Source organism: Terrabacter sp. RAF57 (assembly GCF_052113925.1).
Classification (GTDB): domain Bacteria; phylum Actinomycetota; class Actinomycetes; order Actinomycetales; family Dermatophilaceae; genus Terrabacter.
Genome location: NZ_JBFRDT010000001.1, coordinates 47,720 through 67,014, shown reverse-complemented (window position 1 = coordinate 67,014; position 19,295 = coordinate 47,720). Strand labels below are relative to the sequence as shown.

General features: G+C 71.4%; 18 protein-coding genes. 7 read left to right on the top strand and 11 right to left on the bottom strand.

Features of this window, described 5'->3' with window-relative positions; all coding sequences use genetic code 11:
- Positions 1-462: 462 nt before the first annotated feature.
- Both AB4Y83_RS00325 and AB4Y83_RS00320 read right to left on the bottom strand, forming a co-directional pair.
- Positions 463-1,647, bottom strand: coding sequence for a hypothetical protein (locus AB4Y83_RS00325; protein WP_442295678.1), 1,185 nt, complete (start codon positions 1,645-1,647; stop codon positions 463-465).
- Positions 1,648-1,772: 125 nt separating this feature from the next.
- The gene (locus AB4Y83_RS00320) at positions 1,773-2,438 is read right to left on the bottom strand and encodes an antitoxin (protein ID WP_442295677.1); all 666 of its coding nucleotides are present in this window, start codon (positions 2,436-2,438) and stop codon (positions 1,773-1,775) included.
- Between the two features lie 133 nt (positions 2,439-2,571).
- On the opposite strand from AB4Y83_RS00320, the gene AB4Y83_RS00315 reads away from it, so the two are divergent.
- The 3 genes from AB4Y83_RS00315 (at position 2,572) to AB4Y83_RS00305 (ending at position 4,712) form a co-directional block, all read left to right on the top strand.
- Positions 2,572-3,090 carry a peptidylprolyl isomerase gene (locus tag AB4Y83_RS00315; RefSeq protein ID WP_435988039.1) on the top strand — a complete coding sequence of 173 codons (519 nt, stop codon included), beginning with the start codon at positions 2,572-2,574 and terminating at the stop codon, positions 3,088-3,090.
- A 79-nt stretch (positions 3,091-3,169) separates the two neighbouring features.
- Positions 3,170-4,120: a rhomboid family intramembrane serine protease gene (locus tag AB4Y83_RS00310; protein ID WP_442274457.1), complete on the top strand. Its 951-nt coding sequence runs from the start codon at positions 3,170-3,172 to the stop codon at positions 4,118-4,120.
- Positions 4,121-4,127: 7 nt separating this feature from the next.
- Positions 4,128-4,712, top strand: coding sequence for a hypothetical protein (locus AB4Y83_RS00305; RefSeq protein ID WP_442295676.1), 585 nt, complete (start codon positions 4,128-4,130; stop codon positions 4,710-4,712).
- A 303-nt stretch (positions 4,713-5,015) separates the two neighbouring features.
- On the opposite strand, the gene AB4Y83_RS00300 is transcribed toward AB4Y83_RS00305, so the two are convergent.
- Positions 5,016-5,267 (bottom strand): cell division protein CrgA, encoded by a 252-nt coding sequence (locus AB4Y83_RS00300; protein ID WP_056780519.1) that lies wholly within the window; start codon positions 5,265-5,267, stop codon positions 5,016-5,018.
- A gap of 373 nt (positions 5,268-5,640) precedes the next feature.
- Positions 5,641-5,829, bottom strand: a complete 189-nt coding sequence (locus tag AB4Y83_RS00295) for a hypothetical protein (protein WP_442274455.1) — start codon at positions 5,827-5,829, stop codon at positions 5,641-5,643.
- 195 nt (positions 5,830-6,024) lie between these two features.
- On the opposite strand from AB4Y83_RS00295, the gene AB4Y83_RS00290 reads away from it, so the two are divergent.
- Together AB4Y83_RS00290 and AB4Y83_RS00285 are read left to right on the top strand one after the other, a co-directional pair.
- A complete protein-coding gene (locus AB4Y83_RS00290; protein ID WP_442295675.1) occupies positions 6,025-6,834 on the top strand; it encodes a DUF881 domain-containing protein in 810 nt (269 codons plus the stop codon).
- Between the two features lie 31 nt (positions 6,835-6,865).
- Positions 6,866-7,504, top strand: a complete 639-nt coding sequence (locus AB4Y83_RS00285) for an aminodeoxychorismate/anthranilate synthase component II (protein ID WP_442295674.1) — start codon at positions 6,866-6,868, stop codon at positions 7,502-7,504.
- A gap of 91 nt (positions 7,505-7,595) precedes the next feature.
- Here the strand turns inward: AB4Y83_RS00285 and pknB are convergent, their stop codons facing one another.
- Genes pknB through AB4Y83_RS00250 form a run of 7 tightly spaced genes read right to left on the bottom strand, consistent with a single transcriptional unit; the run spans position 7,596 to position 16,595 of the window.
- Positions 7,596-9,533, bottom strand: a complete 1,938-nt coding sequence (pknB, locus tag AB4Y83_RS00280; protein ID WP_442295673.1) for a Stk1 family PASTA domain-containing Ser/Thr kinase — start codon at positions 9,531-9,533, stop codon at positions 7,596-7,598.
- Between the two features lies 1 nt (position 9,534).
- A complete protein-coding gene (locus AB4Y83_RS00275) occupies positions 9,535-10,899 on the bottom strand; it encodes a serine/threonine-protein kinase (RefSeq protein ID WP_442274451.1) in 1,365 nt (454 codons plus the stop codon).
- Positions 10,896-12,356, bottom strand: a complete 1,461-nt coding sequence (locus AB4Y83_RS00270) for a peptidoglycan D,D-transpeptidase FtsI family protein (protein WP_442274450.1) — start codon at positions 12,354-12,356, stop codon at positions 10,896-10,898. The genes AB4Y83_RS00275 and AB4Y83_RS00270 overlap by 4 nt, the downstream gene beginning before the upstream one ends.
- Positions 12,353-13,750 (bottom strand): FtsW/RodA/SpoVE family cell cycle protein, encoded by a 1,398-nt coding sequence (locus AB4Y83_RS00265; RefSeq protein ID WP_082622729.1) that lies wholly within the window; start codon positions 13,748-13,750, stop codon positions 12,353-12,355. The genes AB4Y83_RS00270 and AB4Y83_RS00265 overlap by 4 nt, the downstream gene beginning before the upstream one ends.
- The gene (locus tag AB4Y83_RS00260; RefSeq protein ID WP_442274449.1) at positions 13,747-15,183 is read right to left on the bottom strand and encodes a protein phosphatase 2C domain-containing protein; all 1,437 of its coding nucleotides are present in this window, start codon (positions 15,181-15,183) and stop codon (positions 13,747-13,749) included. Before AB4Y83_RS00260 ends, AB4Y83_RS00265 begins: the two co-directional genes overlap by 4 nt.
- A 4-nt stretch (positions 15,184-15,187) precedes the next feature.
- On the bottom strand, positions 15,188-15,760 hold the full coding sequence (locus AB4Y83_RS00255; protein WP_442274448.1) for an FHA domain-containing protein FhaB/FipA: 573 nt from the start codon (positions 15,758-15,760) through the stop codon (positions 15,188-15,190).
- Positions 15,761-15,809: 49 nt separating this feature from the next.
- The gene (locus tag AB4Y83_RS00250; protein ID WP_442295672.1) at positions 15,810-16,595 is read right to left on the bottom strand and encodes an FhaA domain-containing protein; all 786 of its coding nucleotides are present in this window, start codon (positions 16,593-16,595) and stop codon (positions 15,810-15,812) included.
- Between the two features lie 222 nt (positions 16,596-16,817).
- Between AB4Y83_RS00250 and AB4Y83_RS00245 the strand changes: the two genes are divergently transcribed.
- Together AB4Y83_RS00245 and AB4Y83_RS00240 are read left to right on the top strand one after the other, a co-directional pair.
- The gene (locus AB4Y83_RS00245) at positions 16,818-18,413 is read left to right on the top strand and encodes a hypothetical protein (RefSeq protein WP_442295671.1); all 1,596 of its coding nucleotides are present in this window, start codon (positions 16,818-16,820) and stop codon (positions 18,411-18,413) included.
- 31 nt (positions 18,414-18,444) lie between these two features.
- Entirely contained in the window at positions 18,445-19,269 is an 825-nt protein-coding gene (locus AB4Y83_RS00240) for an NAD-dependent epimerase/dehydratase family protein (protein ID WP_442295670.1), read from the top strand.
- Positions 19,270-19,295 lie beyond the last annotated feature (26 nt).

The window sequence follows — 19,295 nt, the reverse complement described above, 5'->3', positions numbered from 1 at the left end:
GAGGTGGGCGAAAAGGGGCGTCCGGAGTTCGGGGCACATCCGACAGTCCTGGACGATCTCCGTCCTGCTCGGGAGCCTACAGCGAATCCACGGGATCTTCCTCTGGCGCAACCCCGGCTCTGGTGCCATGCTCGGTGGTGCAGCAAGTCCCCGAGTCCCTTCAGGGACACCGGAGCTCGTGGGTGTGATGCGTGGAAGGAACCGAACTGACGCGCTTGATGTGATGCAATCTTCATCGAGCCCCTCGCGCAACCAGCCGGACAGGGTCTAGACTGGTGGTAGCGAAGGGTTGGGCCCGCACGAACCGCGCCCAGCCCTTCTGCATGTGCTGGCTCGCTCTGTCCCCCTGTCGGAGCGAGCCAGCTCAAGCAGAGAAGGACCCGGATGCCCACGGCATCCGGGTCCTTCTCTGTGTGCCCCCGGTCCGGCGCCGGGCCCCGAGGGGACCGGCACCGGAGGGTGTCACTTCGTGCTGTCGCCGTTCTCCTGCGCGAGCTTGGCCTTGGCCGAGCCACGCGGGGACGACTTCGTCGAGGCGCCGTTGATCGTGCCGCCCTCGACCGCATCGGACGTGATCGCGTCGGAGTCGGGCGCGGCGTCGACCGCCGTGACCTCACCCTCGGCGGTCGCGGGTGCACCCGCGAGCTCGTCCACCGCGTCGGTCGTCGCGTCGGTCGTCGCGTCGGTCGCGTCGTCGACGGCCTCGCCGGAGCGGTCCTTCGCGTCGGCGATGGCGGCCTGGCCCTTGGCGGCGAGGTCGCCGGCCTTGTCCTTCGCGGCGTCGGCGAGCTCCGAACCCTTCTCCTTGGCCTTGCTCGCGGCGTCGGTGACGGCGACCTTGGCGTGGCCGACCTGCTCGGCTGCCTTGTCCTTGAGCGTCGCCGCGTCGGAAGCCAGGGCCGAGGTCGTCGAGCCACCGGCGCCGGCGCCGGCGCGCGAGTCGAGCGGCGTGGCCCACGGGTCGTCGGCCTGCTTCTGCTTGCGGAAGGCCGCGACGGCGGCGACGGTGGCGGCGGTCAGGCCGACGGCGATGAGCCACCTGCCCCTGCTCCGACGCTTCTTGGCGACCGCGTCACCCTTGAGCACGTAGTAGGCGCCGTGGGCGCGCTGGCCACCGACCGCAGCCGTCTCCTTGGCCTGGACGGCTGCCTGCTCGAGGTGCGGCTGGGCCGCCTCGCGAGCCTGCTCGGCGCCGGCCGCGAGGGCGGCTGCGGCGGTCGCGATGGCCGCGCCGACCTTGGGCAGCACCGTGTCGACGAGCGTCGACTGGGCGGCCTCCACCTTTGGCTTGGCGCGGTCGGCCGCCTCGTGGAGCGCATCGCCCGCGGCGTCCTTGGCCGTGGCCGCAGCGTCGTAGAAGCGCTCACGGGCCGTGTCGGTTGCGTCCTGGAGCGCCGGCGTCGCCGCCTCCTTGGCCGCCACGAGCCGCTCACGCGCTGCATCGGCGGCATTCTGGACAGCCGGGGTCGCAGCGTCCTTCGCGGCATACGCGCGATCCTTGGCGGCCGCGGCGGCATCGCTCGCGGTGTCAGCGGCGCTGGTTTTCAGCGTGCCGATCCGGTCACCTGCCGCCGAGCCGAGATCGGCTGCTGCGGAGCGTGCCTGGTCAACTGCAGCCTCAGTGCGGGACTGCTTGGTTCGGAACATACGTCCTCCTAAGTCCACTCGTCCTTACCCATCCTGCCAACTTCGGCCACTCACCGCACGGTTGCCAGCCGTGCGTGGACGCAATCGTCACCGATCGGGATCGCGTATGCCGTCACGCGCTCCGTTCAGCTCGTGGTGTCGTGGGGCGGTCGGGGCACGTGCGGGGCGGCGTCGGCGTCCTCGGGAGCCGGGGCGCCCGGGTGCGCGGCCGGAGCCGTCGGCGGGTGGTCGAGACCGAGGACGGTGTCCTCGAGGGTCGTGTCGGTGAGCGCCTCGCGGGTCGGGACCGGCACGTCGCCGGCGGCGGCGTCGAAGCCGCGCTCGTCGACCGGCGTCGGACGGTCGATCGGGGCCGGGGCCTCGAGCGGGCTGGCCGACACCGGGGCCGGGGCGTCGGGGTCGACCGGGAAGGGCTCGCCGCCCGTCACGTCCGTGGCTCCCGCCGCAGCGGCAGCGCCCGTGGCGGTCGACGGTCCCGAGGCGTGACCCTCGGCGACCTTGTCGACGCCGCGGCCGACGTGCTCCTTGACCTTGGCCACCTTGTCGGCGTACTTGCCCTCGGTCTTCTCGTCGATCTTCGTCGTGGCCGTCTCGACGTAGCCGTCGATCTTCTCGCGGTTCTGCGCGGTGTAGTCACCCGCCTTCTCACGCGCCTGCTTCGCCGCCTGCGTGGCCGCGTCCTGCAGCTGCTTGGCCTTGGTCTCGAGGTCGAGCTCCTCGGCCTTCTTCTTCAGCTTGTCCATGAACGACATCGGCACTCCGTCCTGCGCCGGCTCCGGGCCGGCTGTCATCGGGTCGCGTCCTCGACTGCTGTGAGGATGATCCTTCTCCTAGGCCAACGGTGGGTCCACCCCCAGCGTTCCGCCACCCTGCCGCATACCCGCCCGGACGGCATACGTGCTCGGTCGTGCGAGGATTGGGCCCATGAAGGCAACCCTGCACACGAACCACGGTGACATCGTCATCGACCTCTTCGAGCACCAGGCCCCGAAGACCGTGGAGAACTTCGTCGGTCTCGCCAAGGGCGAGAAGGAGTACAAGGACGACGCCGGTCGGACCAACCCGACCCCGTTCTACGACGGACTGATCTTCCACCGCATCATCCCGAACTTCATGATCCAGGGCGGCTGCCCGATCGGTCAGGGGTTCGGCGGTCCGGGCTACGCGTTCGACGACGAGATCAGCCCCGACAAGGACTTCACCAAGCCCTACATCCTCGCCATGGCCAACGCCGGCAAGCGCATGGGCAAGGGCACCAACGGCTCGCAGTTCTTCATCACCACCGCTGCGACGACCTGGCTCCAGGGCAAGCACACGATCTTCGGTGAGGTCGCCGACCAGGCGTCCCGCGACGTCGTCGACACGATCGGTGCCGTCGCCACCGGCGCCAACGACAAGCCCGTCGAGGACGTCGTCATCAACTCGGTCACCATCGAGGACTGAGCTTCGGCTCCACCGCACGACAGCACCACCCGCATCACCGCACCACCGCCCACGGACGTGACCGGCAGGGGGACTCCCGTTGTCTGACAACCCACCCAACGGCCAGCAGGGTCAGCCCCCGCTCGAGCCGGGGGTTCCGCAGCCCGCTGCCGGTCCGTCCGTGTGCCCGCGCCACCCCGACCGGGAGGCCTACGTCCGCTGCCAGCGCTGCGGCCGGCCGGCGTGCCCGGAGTGCCAGCGCCCGGCCGCCGTCGGTATCCAGTGCGTCGACTGCGTCCGCGAGGCCGCCCGCACGACGCCGAGCGCGCGCACCGTCTTCGGTGGGCGGGCGACCGACGGCACGCCCGTCGTCACCTACACGATCATCGCGATCTGCGCCGTCGCCTACCTCGCGCAGCGGGCCAACCCGAGCGTCACGCAGAACTTCGCGTTCGCGCCGGTCGTCGGGTGGACCGAGCCGTGGCGCTTCGTCACCGCGGCCTTCCTGCACTCGCCCGCGACGATCTTCCACATCCTGCTCAACATGTTCGCGCTGTGGAGCCTCGGGCAGTACCTCGAGCCGATGCTCGGTCGGGCCCGGTTCGCGGCGCTCTACCTCATCAGCGGCATCGGCGGACAGGTCGCCGTGACGCTCCTCGCGGGATCGCCGACGATCCCGGGTCTGCGGGCCGGCCTCGACGACGCGTGGCTCACCCCGGTCGTCGGCGCGTCCGGCGCGATCTTCGGACTCTTCGGCGCGCTCCTCGTGCTCAACCGGCACCTCGGACGCTCCTCGGCGGCGATGTACGCGACGATCGCCATCAACGCGGCCTTCGGCTTCTTCTACCCCGGCATCTCGTGGCAGGCCCACCTCGGCGGCCTCGTCACCGGCGTCGTCTGCGCCGGCGTCATCGTCGTCTTCCGACGACAGGGTGTACGCCATCTCGTGTGGGCCGCGCTCACCGCCGTCCTCGTGCTGCTCGTCGCCGTCACCGTCGTCAAGTACCTCACCGTGCCCGAGGCCATCCGCGAGCTCAGCATCTTCGGCTGAGGTCGCCGTGCACCTCGTCTGCGTCACCGGCCCGCCGGCCGTCGGCAAGATGACGGTGGGCCGTGCCGTGTGCGACCTGACGGGCTTCCGGCTCTTCCACAACCACATGTCGATCGAGCCGCTGCTCGGGGTCTACGACTTCGGCATGCCCTCGTTCCAGCGGATCAACGGCCTGATCCGCCGCGAGGTCATCGCCGAGTCGGTCGTCGCCGACCTGCCCGGCCTCGTCTTCACCTTCGCCATCGACCTCGACCACCCAGGCGACCTCGCGCAGCTGCATGAGCTCGTCGAGCCGGTCGAGCGAGCCGGCGCGCCGATCGACGTCGTAGAGCTCTACGCGCCCCAGGACGTGCGGCTGGCCCGCGAGGGTGGCACTGACCGGATGGATCACAAGCGCAGCAAGCGCGACGTCGAGTGGGCCCGTTCCCACGTCGTCGACCTCGAGTCGCGGGCCCGCCTCAACACCGACCCCGCACGGGACGGCGAGCAGCTGCTGCCGGGTCACCGTCACCTGCGCCTGGACAACGCGCACGGAGACGCCCGCGCCACCGCCGAGCGAGTGGTCGACGAGCTCGGGCTGCCGCGGCTCTGACGGCCGTCGGGTGCTTCTCCACCACGGGGAGCCGAGAGTTGTCCACCGGGTGTGGATAAGCCTGTGGATGTAGTTACACATGTGTCATTCATCCCCAGTTGGGGATAACTGTGTGGATAAGTCGGGCGATCCGCGCTGGAGGTTGTGCACGGCCGCCATCCACAGCTGTGGACGTGAAAGCCGTACGCCGGCTGTCCACAGGTGTGGACAGCCGGCGCCCAGTGGGGTGTGTGCAAAGGGCCGCTCCGTCGTGATGACAGGAGCGGCCCTCAGGATGCGGGTCGGTGCGGGTTTCGGTGGGGCTCAGCGCCACCGCATCGTCATGATGAAGCCGCCCATGAGCAGGACGAAGCCGATGCCGAGGTTCCAGACCCCGATGGATCCGATGGGGTACTTGTACTCGGTCACGTAGTAGACGACGATCCACAGCAGCCCGAGGACGAGCAGCGTGATGAAGACGGGCGCCCACCAGGTGGGGTTGGGCTCGGCGGCCTTGCTCGTGCGGGGCGGGGTGTATGCCGCCGCCTTGTGGTCGCGGCCTTTGGACTCGGGCACTGCGTTCTCCTTGCTCTGAGTTGAGGCAAGGGTAACCAATGACGCGCTCGGCGTCCCCGTGCAGGCGTGCCGGCACGGTGATCGGGGCGATGCCCTCGGACGGACCGGTCTGTCCTGTTGCCCCCTGCGCTCGGCGGTGCCCCTCGAGAACGTCTCGAGGGGCACCCCGACGGGTGCCTCGGACGTCGACGGCGAGCGGGCGGATGCGCCCCCTGTCTGCGCCCCGCCCGCCGCCGATCCACACCCGGTGACCGGGTCGAGGATGACAGGCGCAGGCCCGCGTGTCGCGTCTGCGCTTCCTCTGTTGCACGAACCTGCAGGACGGGGTGCGTCCATCGAGTTGACCTGAGTCCTGAACCGGGCATGCTGGCAGTCACGGACAGCAGATCAAGGGACGATGCGATGACCAGCCCGATGTCGGGTTCCGGGCCGAGCAGTTCGAGCGCAACCTGGCGACCGCGGTCGAGCCGCTGACCCGCCGCTCGGTCTGGTCGATCCAGCCGATCATGAACTTCGACCCGGTCGACGGCAGCCGCACGATGAACGGGGTCTCGGTGCGCACCGTCGCGGGCCGAGATCTCCCACCTCGTCACCCAGCTCGGCGCGCCCAACCGCGCCGCGGCGACGCTCGCCCTCCGCGGAGGCACCCAGACCAGCGAGCTCTCCCCCTACGCGCCCGACCTCCGGTCGGTCCACGAGCCGTGACGAGGCACAATGGAGGCGGCGCGGAGGGTCCGCGCGAGCGAGGACACGAGTCATGACGGACGCCGAGCAGCCCGAACCGGAGACGTTCGACGACGCTGTCGCTGCCGACGACGCAGCAGCGTCTCCCGCGCCCTCCCGCCGCCGACCCCGTCTGACGTGGGGGCTGGTCGTCCCGGTGGTCATGGCCTCCGCCGGCGTGATGTTCGCGATGAGCTTCCAGACCGCGCAGGGCCGAGACCTCCGCGCCGACCGCGACCTGCCCCAGCTCATCATGGAGGGTGACTCGCGCGTCGCCGAGAAGGCGAGCGTCCTCGACGGTCTCCAGAAGGAGGTCGAGGCGCTCTCGAAGACGAACGCCCCCACCGACGAGCACCTCTCGAGCCTGACCCGCGCCGCCGACGAGCTCGCCGCCCCCGCCGCGACGACGAAGGTCCGGGGCGCCGCCCTCGAGGTGACCCTCGACGACGCGAAGCGCACCGCCGACTCCCTGCCCGACGGCTTCACCGCCGACGACATCGTCGTGCACCAGCAGGACGTCCAGGCCGTCGTCAACGCGCTCTGGACCTCGGGCGCCGAGGCGATGATGATCCAGGACCAGCGGGTCATCTCGACGAGCGCCGTCCGCTGCGTCGGCAACACCCTCATCCTCCAGGGCCGCGTCTACGCCCCGCCCTACCGGATCACCGCCATCGGCGACATCGACCGCATGCAGCAGGGACTCGACGCCGACGCCTCCGTCAACATCTACAAGCAGTACGTCGACGCCGTCGGTCTCGGCTACGCCCTGCACACACACAGCTCGATCGAGTTCCCGGCATACTCGGGCTCGGTCGACTTCCAGTACGCGTCACCGATCCGCTGAGCGCGCCCCACCACCCCTCTGAGGCCCCCGCATGACCAGCCCCACCCGCATCCTCGTCGTCGACAACTACGACAGCTTCGTCTACACGATCGTCGGCTACCTCGAGCAGCTGGGCGCCGAGTGCACCGTCGTGCGCAACGACGCCGTGCCGGCGACCGACGCCGCGGCCTACGACGGCGTGCTCGTCTCGCCCGGCCCGGGCACTCCCGAGGATGCCGGGGTGTCGATGGACATCATCCGCGAGTGCGCCCGCATCGGGAAGCCGATGTTCGGCGTGTGCCTCGGGCACCAGGCGCTCGGCGTCGTGGCCGGTGCGGTCGTCGGGCGGGCACCGGAACTGCTCCACGGGAAGACGTCGCTCGTGCACCACGACGGCACCGGCGTCCTCGAGGGCCTGCCGAGCCCCTTCACCGCCACCCGCTACCACTCGCTGACCATCGACCCGGCGACCCTGCCCGACGAGCTCGTCGCCACCGGCAGCACCGACTCGGGCCTCGTCATGGCGGTGCGCCACCGCGACCTGCCGCTGCACGGGGTGCAGTTCCATCCCGAGAGCGTCCTGACCGAGGGCGGCCACCGGATGCTCGCGAACTTCCTCGCGCTCTGCGGCGACACCGGCGCCGTGCAGCGCTCTGTGGGGCTCAGCCCCCTCGTGACCGCCGCCGTCTGACGCGACGCTCGACCCGGCATACGGCACCACGTGTGACGAAGGGCCCCTCCCGCTCGGGAGGGGCCCTTCGTCGTATGCCTGGTGCTGACCGCTAGGGGGTCGGCGGCGGGGTCGTCGTCCCCGGGGCCGTCGTCGTCGTGCTGGGCGGCGGGGGCGTCACCGTGACGGTCGCCGTCTGGTTCGGGGTGCGCGCGACCTTGACGGTGATCTGGGTGCCGATCTTGACGACGTCGCCGGCCCGGTCGACGGAGAGCACCTCGTCGGGGTTCTTGTCGGAGTCGACGGTCTCCTTGACCGGGTTGAGCCCGGCGTTCTGCAGTGCCACGGCGGCGAGGGCCCAGTCCTGGCCGACGAGGTTGTCGGGCACCTTGACGTTGCCGGTCGCGTAGAAGATCTTGATCTTCGAACCCTTGGGGACGACGGACTGGGCGGCCGGCTCGGTCTTCGTCACCTTGTTCTTCGCCTGGTCCGGGGTGTTCTCCTCCTGGAAGCCCGACACGACGAAGCCCTGCTTCTCCAGCTCGGCGCGTGCGTCGTCCTTGTTGAAGCCGGTGACGTCGGTCACGGTGAGGTTGTCGGGACCGGTCGACACGAGGTACCTGACGACCGACTGCTCCGCGATCCTCGTCCCCGGCTTGGGGTCCTGGCTGATGACGTCACCCTCGGTGACCGTCGTGCTCGCTGCCGGGGACTTCTCACCGCGGAGACCGTTCGTCGCCAGGGTGCGCGCCGCGACGTCCTCCTTCATGCCCTCGATCGTCGGCACCGCGACGAGCGTCACGCTCGGCGTCTGGTTGCCGAACCACTTGACGCCGCCCCAGCCGACGAGGGCGAGGAGGGCGATGACGAGCCCGGTGATGAGCACCGCCTTGCCCGTGCCGCCCTTCCGGTCGTCCTGCTCCAGCTCGTCGTGGCCGACGGCAGGCAGGCCCGCGGTGTTCGCGTAGCGCTCGCTCCGGGAGGTGACGGGGGCCTGCACGGCGGTCGGGGTGCCCGGTGCGGCATACGCCTGCGGGAGGGTCTGGGTGGCGGCGGCGCCCACGGCGGCCGCGGTGCCGAGGGCCGCGGCGCTGATCTGGCGGCCGAGCCGGACGTTCTCGAGGTCGTCCCGGAAGGCCGTGGCGTCCTGGTAGCGGGCCTCGCGGTCCTTGGCGAGGGCGTGCAGCGTCACGGCGTCGAGGTCACCGGCGACGGCGTCGTTGAAGACGCTCGGCGGCTGCGGGAGCTCGCCGACGTGCTGGTAGGCGATCGCGACCGGCGAGTCCCCGGTGAAGGGCGGGCGGCCGGCGAGCAGCTCGAACAGGAGGCACCCGGTCGAGTAGAGGTCGGACCGCTCGTCGACCGTCTGGCCCTGGGCCTGCTCGGGCGAGAGGTACTGCGCGGTGCCGACGACCGACTGGGTCTGGGTCATCGTCGCGGCCGTGTCGGCGATCGCCCGGGCGATGCCGAAGTCCATGACCTTGACGTGGCCACCGGTCGTGATCATGACGTTGGCCGGCTTGATGTCGCGGTGGACGATGCCCATCCGGTGGCTGTAGGCCAGGGCGTCGAGGATGCCCTCGGTGACGCGGATCGCCTCGGCCGGCTGGAGCTGCTGCTGGTCGGTCAGCTGCTGGCGCAGCGTCTCGCCGTCGACGTACTCCATGACGATGTAGGGCAGGGTCGTCCGCGTGCCGTTGGGGCCCTCGACGACGCTGTCGTCCTCGCCCGAGTCGAAGATCGCGACGATCGCCGGGTGGTTGAGTCCGGCGGCCGACTGCGCCTCGCGCCGGAAACGCATGAGGAAGTTCGCGTCGCGGGCGAGGTCCGAGCGCAGCATCTTGATCGCGACCTGACGACCGAGCCGGGTGTCGTGGCCCAGGTGGACGTCGGCCATGCCGCCCCGACCGATGAGCTCGCCGACCTCGTAGCGTCCGCCGAGGACACGGGGTGCGGTGCTCACGTCGTTGGCCTCTGCTCGTTCGGGTGCTGGGTCATCCTGGTCCACTCGTCGGGCGCCTGGATCGCGCTGCTCGGGCTGGTCGGTCATGTCACTTCACCTTGCCCTTTCCCTTGCCCTTGCCGGCATGGGCATGGTGCGGCTTGGTGCTCGTCTGCTGCGTGGCGGCGGTGGCCTTCGTCGCCGTGCGGGTCGGCGCGGCCGTCGTCGTCGCCCGGGAGGCGCTCGCGGTCGGAGTCGTGGTCGGAGTCGTGGTCGGGGTCGTGGTCGGAGCCGCGGACGTGGCCGGAGTGGTGGTCGCGGGGGGCGTCTGGCGGGCCGCGGGGCTCGCGGCGGCGCCGTTCATGACGCTGCCGAGCGCGAAGGCGCCCCACGCCACGAGGGCGACGGCCGGGACGGCCAGCCAGACCCAGCGACGTCCCGCCGAAGGCTCCGTGACGGTCTCCGAGGGACGCGCGAACGGACCACGACGGTCGGCGCCGACGAGCTCCCGTGCTGCAGCGACGAGTCCGGCCGCAGCGCCACCGGCGCGGCCGGCTCCCGCAACCGGTGTCCCGGCCAGCGCGCGGGTCGGGTCGGCGGCGGGGATGACCGTCGTGGAGTCGACCGCCGCCGGGGGCGGCGTGACCCCGGGCAGGGACCCGAGCGGCACCCCGGCGGCCTCGGCCACCGCGCGCGCGTCGGCCGGGCGGTCGGACGCGGACTTCGCGAGGCACGCGTCGACGACCTCCCGCAGGTCGAGGGGCACCGTCGAGGGCAGCTCGGGCGGCGGGTCGTTGACCTGCGCGATCGCGGTCGCCACGGGCGTGCCCATGTCGAAGGGCTTGCGGCCGGTGATCATCTCGTGCGCCACGACGCCGAGGGAGTAGATGTCGCTCGAGGCCGTCGCCGGCTCGCCGAGGGCCTGCTCCGGGCTGATGTAGTCGGGAGTGCCCAGCACCTCGCCGGTCAGCGTGTGCCCCGACCCGTCACCGACCCGGGCGATCCCGAAGTCGGTGAGCTTGGCCTGCCCCTCGGGCGTGACGATGATGTTGGCGGGCTTGACGTCGCGGTGCACGACGCCGGCCTCGTGGGCCGCCGACAGGGCCAGGGCCGCCTGGCCCAGCAGCGAGCGCACCTCCTCGGCCGGCATGCCGCCGTCTCTCTCGCGGATGATCTCGCCGAGCGTGCGTCCCGGCACGAGCTCCATGACGAGGTAGGCCGTGCCGTCCTCCTCGCCGTAGTCGAAGACGGACGCGATGTTGGGGTGGTGGAGCGAGGCGCTGCCCCGGGCCTCGTCGCGGAAGCGCTCGAGGAACGCGTCGTCCTCGGGGCCCTGCGGGCGCATGACCTTGACGGCGACGGGACGCCGGAGCACCTCGTCGGTGGCCTCCCAGACGGTGCCCATGCCGCCCGAGGCGATGGCCGTGCCGAGGGTGTAGCGACCGCCGAGGGTCGCGCCGGTGGAGAGGGTCATCGGCCCAGCACCGCCTCCATGACCTGGCGGGCGATCGGGGCGGCGACGCGGCCACCGCCGATCTCGCTGCCCGTGACGCCGCCGTCCTCGACGACGACGGCGACGGCGATCTTGGCGTCGGTGGCCGGCGCGAACGAGATGAACCACGCGTGCGGGGGCTTGCCCGGGTCGTGCTGTGCGGTGCCGGTCTTGCCCGCGACCTCGACGCCGTCGATCTGCGCCCGAGCGCCGCTGCCGTGGTCGACGACGGAGACCATCATCTTGGTCAGGGTCGAGGCGGTCTGCTCGGACGTCGCCTGCGACAGCTCCACCGGGTCGGGCGTCGACTCGATGATGTCGAGGTTGGGGCTGCGCACGGAGTCGATGAGGTAGGGCGTCATGACCCGGCCCTGGTTGGCGATGCCGGCCGCGACCATGGCCATCTGGAGCGGCGTGGTGCGCACGTCGTACTGCCCGATGGCGGCCTGTGCGGCCTGCGGCGCGTTGAGGTCGGCCGGGACCGAGCTCACCGAGACGCGCATCGGGATCTGGAGGGCGTCACCGAAGCCGAACTTCGCGGCCTGGGCGCGGATCTTCTCGCCGCCGAGCTCGAGCCCCAGGGAGCCGAACGCCGTGTTGCAGGAGATCTCGAGCGCGTGGATGAGCGTCGTCTTGTCGCCCGGCCCGCAGGCGCGGCCGTCCTCGTTGGGCAGGTTGGTGCTCGTCAGCGGCAGGTCGAGCTCGGCCGGCCCGGGGACGGAGGAGTTCTCGTCGCTCACGACGCCGTTCTCGAGCGCGGCGGCTGCCGTGATGACCTTGAAGGTCGACCCGGGAGGGTAGACGCCGTTGATGGTGCGGTTGAGGTAGGACTTGTCCTTGTCGTTGGACAGCGTCTGCCAGGCCTTGGACGCCTTGGTGAGGTCGTGGCTCGAGAGCGGGTTGGGGTCGTAGGACGGGTGGCTCACCATCGCGAGGATCGCGCCGGTCTTCGGGTCGAGGGCCACGACGGCGCCCTTGTTGTCACCGAGGGCCTTGTCGGCCGCCGCCTGCGCCTTCGGGTCGATCGTCAGCTCGAGCGTCGCGCCAGCGGTCTTGCGGCCCGTGATGAGGTCGGTGACGCGCCGCACGAAGAGGGTGTCAGCATCGCCCGAGAGCAGGTCGTCGGAGGCGTGCTCGAGACCGTAGGGGGCGCCGACGGCATACGAGTAGAAGCCGGTCATCTGGGCGTACAGCTCGTCCTGGGGGTAGGTGCGCAGGAAGCGGTACTGGTCCTGGACGGGCACCGACTTCGCGACGGCCTGGCCGCCGACGATGATCGACCCGCGCTCGCGGGAGTAGCTGTCGAGCAGGGTGCGCTTGTTGGACGCCATGCCGTTGAGCGTCTTCGCCTGCGTGAACTGCACCATCGTCGCCGCGACGAGGAGGGCGGTGAAGAGCGCGGCGATGACCACGGACAGGCGGCGGATGGGGGTGTTCACGTCAGCCTCACCACCTGGGTCACCTCGGCCGGGGCCGGCTCGTCGGCGGCGACACCCACGGGGATCTCGGGCATCGGCCTTCGGGCCTGGTCGGAGATGCGCAGCAGCAGCGCCATGATCACCCAGTTCGCGAGCAGGGACGAGCCACCGAGCGACATGAAGGGCGTCGTGAGGCCGGTCAGCGGGATGACCCGCGTGACGCCGCCGATGACGATGAAGAGCTGGAAGGCGACGGAGAAGGACAGGCCGATGGCGAGCAGCTTGCCGAAGCCGTCACGCACGCCGAGGGCGGTGCGGATGCCGCGCTCGCAGAAGATGAGGTAGAGCACGATGATCGCGACGGACCCGAAGAGGCCGAGTTCCTCCCCGAGGCTCGGGAAGATGAAGTCGCTCTCGGCGAAGGACGTCAGGTAGGGCCGGCCCGCGCCGAGCCCGGTGCCGGTGAGACCGCCGGAGGCCATGCCCCAGAGGCCGTTGGCCAGCTGGTTGGACCGCTCGAGGTTGTCCGGCGAGAACGGGTCGAGCCACAGGTCGACGCGCTTCTGGAAGTGCGTGAAGGCCGACAGGGCGAAGGCGACGGCCGCGGCGAAGAGCAGCAGGCCGATGGCGATCCACGAGACGCGCTCGGTGGCGACGTAGAGCATCGCGACGAAGAGACCGAAGAAGAGGAGCGCCGAACCGAGGTCCTTCTGGAAGACGAGGACGAGCAGCGCGAGCACCCACGCGACGAGGATCGGGCCGAGGTCGCGCCCGCGCGGAAAGGTGAAGCCGAGGACCTTCTTGCCGGCGAGGGAGAGCACGTCACGGGTCTGCACGAGGTAGCCGGCGAAGAAGATCGCGAGGGCGATCTTGGCGAACTCCCCCGGCTGGAAGTTGAGCGGGCCGATCGAGATCCAGATCTGGGAGCCGTTGATCGTGCGGCCGATGCCGGGGACGAGCGGCAGCAGGAGCAGCACGAAGCCGACCGCCATCGTCACGTAGGTGTAGCGGCGGAGCAGTCGGTGGTCGCGCAACACGAAGAGGACGGCCACGGCGAGGGCGACGGCGAGCGTCGTCCAGATGATCTGGCGGTAGGCGTCGCCGTCGGTGCCGAGCTTGCCGCGGGCGAGGTCGAGGCGGTGGATCATGACGAGCCCGAGCCCGTTGAGCACCGTCGTGATCGGCAGGAGCACCGGGTCGGCGTAGGCCGCCTTCCAGCGCAGCACGAGGTGGACCGCGAGCACGAGCGCGGTGAAGCCGCCGGCGATCGGGATGATGTTGGCCGGCACCGTGCCGTTGCGGTTGAGGTCGGTCGTGACCCAGGCGAGCAGCACGATGCCGATCGCGAGGATGAGGAGCATCAGCTCCGCGCCGCGGCGCGTCCGCGGGGTGAGGGGCTCGACGGTCGTCGTCACGCGAGGCTCCCCAGGGGAGCCACGAGGCGGACGGCGGACGCGGCCACGGCCGGCGGCGTCGTGATCGACGGGTTCGGGCGCGACGTCGACGGCCGCGGGATCGGCAGCGTCGTGCTCGGGCTCGGCGTCGTCGGGGGTGTCGTGGGCACCGGCGTCGGTGTCGGCGACGTGCCGCACGGCGTACCGGCGGCGGCGAGGCGCTGGCAGCGCTCCGCCTCGCCGCGCAACGCCGCGACCTTGATGAGTGCGTCGGCGAGGTCGCGGGCGGGGATCGTGTTGCCGACCGAGGCCTGGACGTCGCTCGGCAGGTCGGAGACGAGGACGTCGGACGGCGACTCGACGTGGGAGAGGCTGATCGGTCCGAGGTCCTGGGAGACGCCGCGGAAGATCGCGACGTGCGCTCCGTCGGTCGCGACGTAGTACTGCTTCTGCGACCAGGCCCAGGCGGCATACCCGCCGCCGACGAGGATCGCGGCGACGACGATGACGCCGATGGTGCGCAGCACGATCTTGGAGCGGCGCGAGCGCGTGTGGTCCTCGGCGAGCTCGAGCGAGTCGTCGTCGGGCTCGGCCCGGCCCGTGGCCTCGCGCGAGAGCGCCGCGGCCTTCTCGGCAGGGCTCGTCGGGATCGCGCGCGTCCGGTTGCGCATGCGCTTGCCGGCCGCGCCGACGACCTGGGGGACGGTGGTGGGGAGGTCATCGCCGTCGGCGTCGACGACCTCGGCGACGATGACCGTGACGTTGTCGCGGGTGCTGGCCTTGAGGGCGACCTCGATGCACCGGTCGGCGGCCTCGTCGGGCGTGCGCGCCTCACGGAGGATCTCCTCGATGACGTCGGCGCCGACGAAGTCGGACAGGCCGTCGGAGCAGAGCAGGAAGCGGTCGCCGATCTTGGCCTCGCGCAGCGAGGTGTCGGGCTCGTCGTCGGGCTGGCCGGTCATGACCCGGGTCACGACCGAGCGCTGCGGGTGGTGGCCGGCGTCCTCCTTGGAGATGCGGCCCTCGTCGATGAGCTGCTGGACGAAGGAGTGGTCCTTCGTGATCTGCGAGAACGTGTCGCCGCGGAGCATGAACGCCCGCGAGTCGCCGATGTGCGCCATGGCGAGCTTGTTGCCGGTGCGCAGCATGACGATGGTCGTGCTGCCCATGCCGGCGAGGTCGGCGTTCTCCCGCATCGCCTTGGTGAGCTTGGCGTTCGCCGCGTGGAGCGCCTCCTCGAGGAGCGGGATCGCCTGGTCGGCGGTCACGTCCTCCTCGTCGAGCGGGGCGAGCTCGCCGACGATCATCGAGCTGGCGACGTCGCCTGCGGCGTGGCCGCCCATGCCGTCGGCGAGCACGAGCAGGTTGGGCCCGGCATATCCCGAGTCCTCGTTGCGGGACTTGGGTCCCAGGCCGAGGTCGGAGCGCGCGGCATAGCGCAGAGCGATGGCCATCCGGTCAGCCTCGCAGTTCGAGGACGGTCTTGCCGATCCGCAGGGTGGTGCCGATCTCGACGGGTCGCGCCCCGGTCAGCCGGTCGCGTCCGATGAAGGTGCCGTTCGTCGAGCCGAGGTCCTCGACGACCCAGCCGTCGCGGCCCGACGGGTCGGGATGGATGCGGCAGTGGCGGCCCGAGGCGTAGTCGTCGTCGAGGACCAGGGCGCACTCGGGGTTGCGCCCGATGAGGATGCCGCCGCTGCGCAGGGGCAGCGACGTGCCGGTCAGGGGGCCCTCGGTGACGACGAGCGTCGTCGGGTTGCCCTTGCCGCGGCGACCCTTGCGAGCGGGCGGCTCGGGGGCGACGGCTGCGGCACCCGCCGCGCCGGCACCGACGGCCGCCGGGGAAGGCGTACGCCTCGGGGCGGCCTTGCGGTCCTGCTTCGCTGCCTGCTTGAGCGCCTTGCGCTGCCCGCGGCGGCTCACCGCCGTGCCGTAGATGTCGGTGCGCAGCACGCCGACGACGCTGAAGATGAAGAGCCACAGCAGCGCGAGCAGACCCAGCCGCAGCAGGGTCAGGGTGAGTTCACTCATGCGTCACCAGATGTCATCAGCGGAGGGCCGTCCAAGGGGGTCATCGCGCTCACCGGCGTCCGGCGCGGAAGGTCGCGGACGTGCGGCCGATCGTCAGGCGGTCGCCGTCCTGGAGCCGCTGGCTCGAGACGCGCTCGCCGTTGACGAAGGTGCCGTTGGTGGAGTTCAGGTCGCGGATCGAGGTCACGAGGTGCGGGCCGTCGGTCGTCACGCGGATCTCGCTGTGGCGGCGGGACACCCCGGGGTCGTCGATGACGATGTCGGCGGTCTCGTCGCGGCCGAGCGTCGTGAGGCTGCCGAGGAGGGGGTAGCGGTCCCCGCCGATGTCGAGCCACGGACGGGCGGACGGGTTGGAGCGGGGTGCCGGGCGGTGGACCGGGGCCTCGTCGATGGACGTGCCGTTGGTGGTCTGCGGCCGCGGTGCGGCGGGGGCCGGCTCGCGGGCCGCGAACTCGCGCCCGGCCTGCTTGGCGGTGGCAGGGCGCACGCGGAAGACACCGGTCTCGAGCCCCTCGCCCTCGACGAGCGCGACCTCGAGCGGGCCGCCGGGCTGGTAGCCCTGCGAGTCGGCGTGCTCCTGCGCCGCGGCGACGAGGTCGTCGGACAGGTCGTCCTCGTAGTCGCCGAGCCGCTCGTAGTCGGTCTGGCTCAGCTCGATCGTGTAGAGGTTGGGCACCATGGCCCGGCCGTGGCCGAGCAGCGCCGCCCGGTCGTCCATGGCGCGGCGGATCGCCGAGGCGATCTCGACGGGCTGCACCTCGGACTTGAACGCCTTGGCGAAGGCACCGTGGACAGCCTTGGCGAGACCGTGCTCGACACGGTTGATGATTCCCACGCCGTCTCCTCCTCCTTGGTGAGCGCTCCTGTCGGGCGCTTCATCGTAACCGGGTCAGCACCCCGAGCCTCCAACCGACAGTCGGCGCGGGGTGCCGCGAAACGTCCGTTTCGCCCCCGTGAGCCCCGGTCGGCGGGTTTGATGTGCGACGGAAGCATGGGACGATCACCCGGGGTCCCGCGGCGGGTTCCCGCACGTGGTTAGGCCAGCAAGGAGCGCTCGATGAGCAAGGACGAGACCGGAAACACCGAGAGCCAGGGCATCCCCGGCTTCTCGGCGAACAACTCCATCCCGGGTGGTTTCGCCCTTCCCATCCCGACGGCGTCCGCCGGCGCGGCCCAGCCCGACGAGGCGCCGGCCGACCCGTGGAGCTCGACGTGGGAGGACACCTCCTGGCAGTCCGGTCACACCGGTGCCATCCCGACCGTCGCCGCCGGTGACGCCGGATCGGCGTCCGACGACTGGACCGCCTCCTATGAGTACGGCGGCGAGAGCGCCGCCGGCGACGCCCGCGAGCTCAACGGCCACGCCCAGAACGGCTCGACCCAGGGCGCCTCGGACACGTCCGGCGCCTCCGGCGCGACGAACTCGTGGACCGACTGGCAGCCCTCCGACCCCGGTACCGCCGAGTGGCCGGCCGCGAGCAGCGACGAGCCCGAGGAGACGTACACCGGGTGGACCCCCGCCGGGGCGAGCCTCGCGGACTACGCGGCGGGCACCGTGCCCGGTCCCGCGGCCGCGGCGCCGACCGACCACTCCGCAGCGCAGCAGGCGTATGCCGCCCGGCCGGCCGTCGACCCCGACGTGGCCGCCGCGGCTGCCGAGCTCGGCCACGACGTCGAGTCCCCTGCGGAGCCGTCCTACGACCTGACCCCCGCGGCGCGCACCGGCAACTCCGACCGCCCGAGCGCCGAGGACCTCATCACGGCCCGGTCGAAGGGTGAGCGCCAGAAGGTCAAGGCCAACTCCGGCCTGCGCAAGGCGTTCGGCCTCGGCCCGAGCGTCAAGGAGATGCTCGAGCGCGACCGCATCGACCGGATCGCCCGCCCGCTCAACGGCCGCAAGACGATCATGGTCATCAACACCAAGGGCGGCGGCGGCAAGACCCTCGTCACGCTGATGCTCGCGAGCTACCTCGGCCGCTACCGCTCGGGCTCGGTGCTCGCGTGGGACAACAACGAGACCGAGGGCACCCTCGGCATGCGTGCGCCCTCGCAGAGCCACCACCGCACGGTCGTGGACCTGCTCGGTGCCCTGCCGACGATCGCCAACGACCCCAACGCCGGCACGTCCGAGCTCGAGCACTGGGTGCGCGAGCAGCGGGGCCTGAGCTTCGACGTGCTGGCCTCGGCCGACGACGACGAGGCGATGCGCATCATCGGTGAGTCGGAGTTCGAGAGCCTTCACACGCAGCTCTCGCGCTTCTACCGGATGATCGTCGTCGACACCGGCAACAACCGTCTGTCGCCGAACTGGCTCGCGGCCGCCGCCCGCGCCGACATGCTCGTCTTCGCGACCTCGCTCAAGGACGACACGTCGGTCGTCGCGGCGAAGAACCTCGACGCGCTCGTCGCGATGGGCCGGGGCGACCTCGTGCGCAACGCCGTCTGCGTCATTTCGCACACGTCGGCCAAGGGCAATGACGTCGGCGCCGGCGTCCACACCCGCGAGCACTTCGAGCAGTGGGTGCGCGCGGTCGTCGACATCCCCTACGACCCGATGCTCGCACCGGGCCTGCACCTCGACCCGCTGAAGATCAGCCCCAAGACGCACCAGTCGTGCATGGAGATGGCGGCCGTCGTCGTCGACGGCCTCTGACGCTGGTCGCCCGGTCGGGGAGGCTGCTGACGTGGCCCTCATCGCGCTGACCGGAGGCGCCGGGCGCATCGCGAACGCGCTGCGCCCGCGACTGCGCGCGGCCGGCCACCGGCTCGTCCTCTGCGACGCCCTCGGGGTCGTCGTCCGCGACGTCGACGCCGCGACGGAGCGAGCCGTGGAGTGCGACCTGCGTGACGTCGACGGCCACGCGGTTGCGTTCGCCGGTGCCGACCTCGTCGTGCACCTCGGCGCGCACTCCGACGAGCGGTCCTGGGCCGAGATCCTCGCCGTCAACATCGACGGCACGCACGCCGTGTGCGAGGCGGCGCAGCGGGCGGGGGTGACGAGGATGCTCCTCGCGAGCTCGGTGCACGCGGCCGGCTACGTGCCGGTGGACTCGCCGGGTGCCGCCGAGGGCATGCCGCTGCCGGCGCCCGACACGTACTACGGCGTCAGCAAGGCGGCGCTCGAGGCGCTCGGTGGGTTGTATGCCGGCCGCTTCGGGATGACGGTCGTCAGCGCCCGGATCATGACCTTCGACGACGCGCCGGGCGGCCCGCGCTCGCTCCAGTCGTGGCTCTCCCCCGACGACACGGCGCGGCTCGTGCTCGCGACGCTGACGACGTCGGCCGGTGGTCACCACGTCGTGTGGGGCGTCTCGCGCAACACGCGGCGCCGGGTCGACCTGGCGCCCGGACTCGCGATCGGCTTCGACCCGCAGGACGACGCGGAGGCGTATGCCGCGGGTGTCGAGCAGCGCGACCCGAGCCGGCCGCCCGGGGTGCTCGGCGGAGGGTTCGCCGACACGGCATACCTCCTCGGGGTGCCGCACGGCGGCGCGACCGACCGGTCCTGAGGACTGCTGCCGGACCGCCGCCCCCG